The organism is Vibrio sp. HM8-C (assembly GCF_058630515.1).
This window is the reverse complement of the sequence record NZ_JBMMKS010000033.1, coordinates 1-4,151: the sequence shown is the minus strand read 5'-3', so window position 1 is coordinate 4,151 and position 4,151 is coordinate 1. Positions and strand designations below refer to the sequence as shown.

The 4,151-nt window shown below is 51.4% G+C and carries 5 protein-coding genes; all 5 read right to left on the bottom strand.

The features are described from left to right. Positions 1-945 (bottom strand): baseplate J/gp47 family protein (locus tag ACOSVQ_RS20575; RefSeq protein WP_491984297.1); only part of this gene is annotated, 945 nt, incomplete at its 3' end. Beyond that, positions 942-1,328, bottom strand: coding sequence for a phage GP46 family protein (locus ACOSVQ_RS20570; RefSeq protein ID WP_491984296.1), 387 nt, complete (start codon positions 1,326-1,328; stop codon positions 942-944). The genes ACOSVQ_RS20570 and ACOSVQ_RS20575, both read right to left, overlap by 4 nt. Then, on the bottom strand, positions 1,325-1,897 hold the full coding sequence (locus ACOSVQ_RS20565) for a phage baseplate assembly protein domain-containing protein (protein ID WP_491984295.1): 573 nt from the start codon (positions 1,895-1,897) through the stop codon (positions 1,325-1,327). Before ACOSVQ_RS20565 ends, ACOSVQ_RS20570 begins: the two co-directional genes overlap by 4 nt. Further along, a complete protein-coding gene (locus tag ACOSVQ_RS20560; RefSeq protein ID WP_491984294.1) occupies positions 1,890-2,828 on the bottom strand; it encodes a phage tail protein in 939 nt (312 codons plus the stop codon). The genes ACOSVQ_RS20565 and ACOSVQ_RS20560 overlap by 8 nt, the downstream gene beginning before the upstream one ends. Next, complete coding sequence (locus ACOSVQ_RS20555) at positions 2,825-4,042, bottom strand: DNA circularization N-terminal domain-containing protein (protein WP_491984293.1); 1,218 nt, start codon at positions 4,040-4,042, stop codon at positions 2,825-2,827. The genes ACOSVQ_RS20560 and ACOSVQ_RS20555 overlap by 4 nt, the downstream gene beginning before the upstream one ends. Positions 4,043-4,151: the final 109 nt, after the last annotated feature.

Genomic DNA, 4,151 nt, shown 5'->3' with positions numbered 1-4,151 from the left:
CGTTGAAACGGTTAACACGATTTCCGTGGGCGTTATGGATTCAGGCGCACCTGTGGCGTCATCGATTTTTCCCATCTTGTTTTGAACTAGAGTTTGCAGCGCAGCCACCACATCGGCGCGGATGTTTAAGTCTTCAATGCCCTGAATTTCTATATCGAGCTGCGCATGTTGAGGAACGAGCGCCATCGGGTGACAACCGGCTAACCGATTATCTTCAAAGGTTTGTTGAACCAGATTGATGACTTCAGCACTCACCGTTGGATCATTGGCACGACTTCCGACATACACTTCCACCATGCCACGCTCGGGCGTGTTATCTAACGCCCAGGCATAATCGACATCGGAATGAGCAGAGGTTGCCCACACTTCGTAATCTTCCGCTTTACCAATCAGGTCATTTTTCTCATAGGCGACAATCACGCGAGCTCGCCAATGCTCAAGCGCTTCAATGTCGGAGCCGCCTGAAATACCCAAGCTTTCTACCTGACTTGGGTCAACCCCTTCCAAACCTTCAGAAAGTGTCAGCATGCTGCCTTCGGGTAAGTTGCTGTCAGTACCGGAAACCAAAGCGATAACATTCACGGGTGCATTACTGTATTGCTCTTCGGTGGTTTCAAACTCGTTGCCTGTCGCATCCGTCAGTAAGCGACCTTTTGGGATCACCACGGTTCCGCCCAGCTCAACAAACTGAACGCTGCCCGTTGCGAATGTGGGTAACAGACGCGGCGTGTCATGACGATTGGCATGCAGATACAACCAAGATTCTGAACAGGTTTCTGGGTGCAGCTCGCGAAACAGTTGGTCTTGATAACCGTATTGCCCGTAACTCACGCCCGCAATCGCGCACGCCAGTGCTTCAATGGCTGGGTTGTTCTGCCCAGTCTTGGCAATCAACGTGGCTTTCGCTCGGTTGATTAATGTTTCTAAACTGATTTGCGTGCTCATAGCTCTACCTCAAATTTGCTGCCATCCAGTAAAGTGACGGTGGCGACTCGGCTCATGACGGTCGGTTTGCTCTCCCATACCTTCACATCAATGCTTTTGGCGTGACCTTCGCCCACCACCCAGGCCAAGGACTCTTCATAAAAGCGTTTGGCGAGACTGAGGGTTTGAGCCGTGAGCTTTTCGCGTTTGAGTGTCCAGTCGCGCGAGCCAACCATACTCAGGAACGCTTCACTCCAACAGCCGCCACGCTCGTCTTTTTCCATACGGGCGCGATCGTTCTTTGTCGATTCGACGTGGTTATGAATGCTCTGCAAGATGGCGTGTTTCATGCCTTCTTGTGAGCGGATTGGGGCGGTCAATGCGCTTAGGGCAAATTTACTCATGACGCGTTGGGTCCTTGCGATACTCGGTTGGTTGAATCATCGATGTAGTTATGGGTATGGGTTTCTACCATCACGCCTGCGAACTGACCTGAAGCCCCGCCGACATTGCCTGCTACATTCAGGTTGCCTGCGATGTCGACATTGCCTGAGAAAGTTGAACTTGCGGCAGTCACATTGACCTTGAGCGCCGTTACGCTCACTTCACTTGGTGCGACCATTTCAATTTTTGCTGCAGACTGAATCTTGATACCGCTAGCCGTGAAATGAACCAGATTGCCTTTATCATCGAGCATGGCGACCTCACCGGGCTGCAGCTCCATCTGGTAACGCTCATCTTCCACGTTGACGGTAATGCCACGCGCAGTCACGCCACCAATAAACAGGTTGTAGGTTTTTGCTCCGACTAACGGGCGACTCATAAAGCCGTAGTTATGTACGCGACGAATACGGTCATTGGTTCTACCCGTCGCCGTTTTGATTTGCAGCCACTGAGTCTCTGCACCCGTGATGGTTCCTGTACCCACAATGTTTTTGATTCGCCCCATCAGACGAGCGAGCAGATTAGACATCGCTTTGCTCCTTGAATGGGCGCGAAAGCTGTATCGAGGTTGAAGCCGAGCTTTCGGACACCGATAACCCTAAAGCTTTAATCACCAACATTTCACTGAAGTTCTGCTCTTTGTCGATCACACGTATTACTCGGTTCATACCGTCAATAGCGAGCTGTGGAAAAACATCAGCGATAGTTGACGATGCCGTGAGGCTTTGGGCAATGGCAGAGTTACTCTCATAGTTCGCGCGCGATAAACAGGCCTCTTCGGTTTGCAGTTGGTCACTGATGATGACCATGGTTCGTGAGCTATCAATGTCACTCGATGTGACCGTGGCACTGGCATCATCCCACGCGCCTTGCACTTCAATAGTGTGAAACTGCTTATCAAACTTGCGTGAGATACCAAGCTGCTCAATGTTGTTGCCGACCTCTAGGCTAATGCCTTGAATGGTGGCGTGAGCTGGGTTTTCGATGGTGAGCACACCGTTACGCTCAACCAACACAAAGCCTTGTTCACGGATAACCTGCGCCACGTTCTCCACGGGCGATTCGGCGTTGATTTGAAACTCTTCCACATCAGCAAGGCCCTTAACCAAACACTGCACATCAAGGTTGAATGGCGCGGCTAACTTGCGAAGCAGTTTGTCGACAGGTTGGTCATACAGCGCGTCCATGGTGATGCGCGAGTCAATCATGTTGGCACTCTTCGAGCGCCCTGAAATCTCAAGCGAATGGCTACTAGAATCGGTCGACGAATCGACACCATCAATTTGCCCAGTGAAGATCAACACATCGTTAAGGTAGAACTCCACAGGCAGCGGCTTAGTAATGGTCATTGTTGGAATGGAACAGGTAAAGGTGTGCGCCAGTTGTTCGAGCGAGTAATTCAGGCTTGCGCTATAGAACACCACCGCAGTGCCGTTGATTCGTAGGGTTAACTTGTTCATTGCGCATCCCTCACGGCAATCTCACCGCGCATGAACAGCGGATGCTGCAAGGCATTGATGGCAGTGATCAAGTGTTCGTCAGTGTATTGGTCGTGCGCGATAGTCAGCGCAGGTTTAAAGCGAGGCTGCTCAATCACGCGGTGCGCAGTGCTGCCTTTGGTGACTTTATCGAGCTGCGTTTGCACATTGCTCTTGAGCGCTAATAGCGAATCAAACAGCGCCATGCTTTCCATAGTGGAAACTTGGGTCACTTCATCAATGCGCGCGTCGAGGCTTTCTACCAAGGCAATCAAATCACTTTGAATGATGTCCGGTTTCTTGTTGGTTGTGGTGACATCAAAACTCTCTTCTTTTTCCAGTGTCGCTAGGTCCTGACACATCTGAACCGCGCCCGTCACCATCTGAATGTTGTAGTGAGGTGACACCGCATCATCACTGACTTGCTCAAGCAATTGCTTTTGAGCGTTGCGCGAGTTGTCGACCGCTTCACTGTCCGACTTGGATTCCGATTGCACAAGGTTTGCCAGCAGTAACATGGCAGAGCTGAACATTTCACTGAAGTAACCAGGCTGCGAACCTAAACGGCTTACGGCTGCATAGGCTTTGTTGATGGCGCGATAGACTTCTTTGAACTTGTTGTTGGCGACCGCGCTCTGCGCTTGGTCAATGTTGCTGTTGATGCGGTGCGTGATGTCGGTCAGCGTGTCCAACGCTTTGGTGTAATCGCTTTGGGTTTGGTTAATCTCAGCAACACTCATCTTACTGACATCGGTTGAGAACGACGATGCGGAAGTGGTTTCCACAACCGCAGCCAACTGCTTGGTGCGAACGATGGTTGGCGCGCTGATGCTTGGCGAAGAACCGGCACGAACGAATGACAAACTGAGCGTAACAATGCCGCGCTTGGTGGTGATGCTTTGCGAGAAGGTTTCGAACACCAAAGGCAGTTCACCGAGCCAAGGATGCTCAAGCTCACCGCGAGGTGATTCGTTAAGAGTGTCGATGAAAGCGTTGGAGTCCGCCAGCGAGCTGCTACCAACAAACACCACGTCCAGTTTAATGGTGCGCGCTTTGCTGCCCATGATACGAACGTGCGGCAGTTCAGCATAAGGAATCTCACTGATGTGCAAGCGCTTACCGCCATCAATGGCAGTGGCTAGGATGCTGATCTGATGCCCATTCCATCGACCGTGCTCGTACTGTCGTTCCCACATGAAAGACTCACTTCGTCCGCAATAAATTAGAAAGAATGCAGTAAGCGGAAAATTTCAGGCAGGAAGTGGGCGCGCAGGCCTCGTTCGGACTCACCCCTCCCTCCGCGCT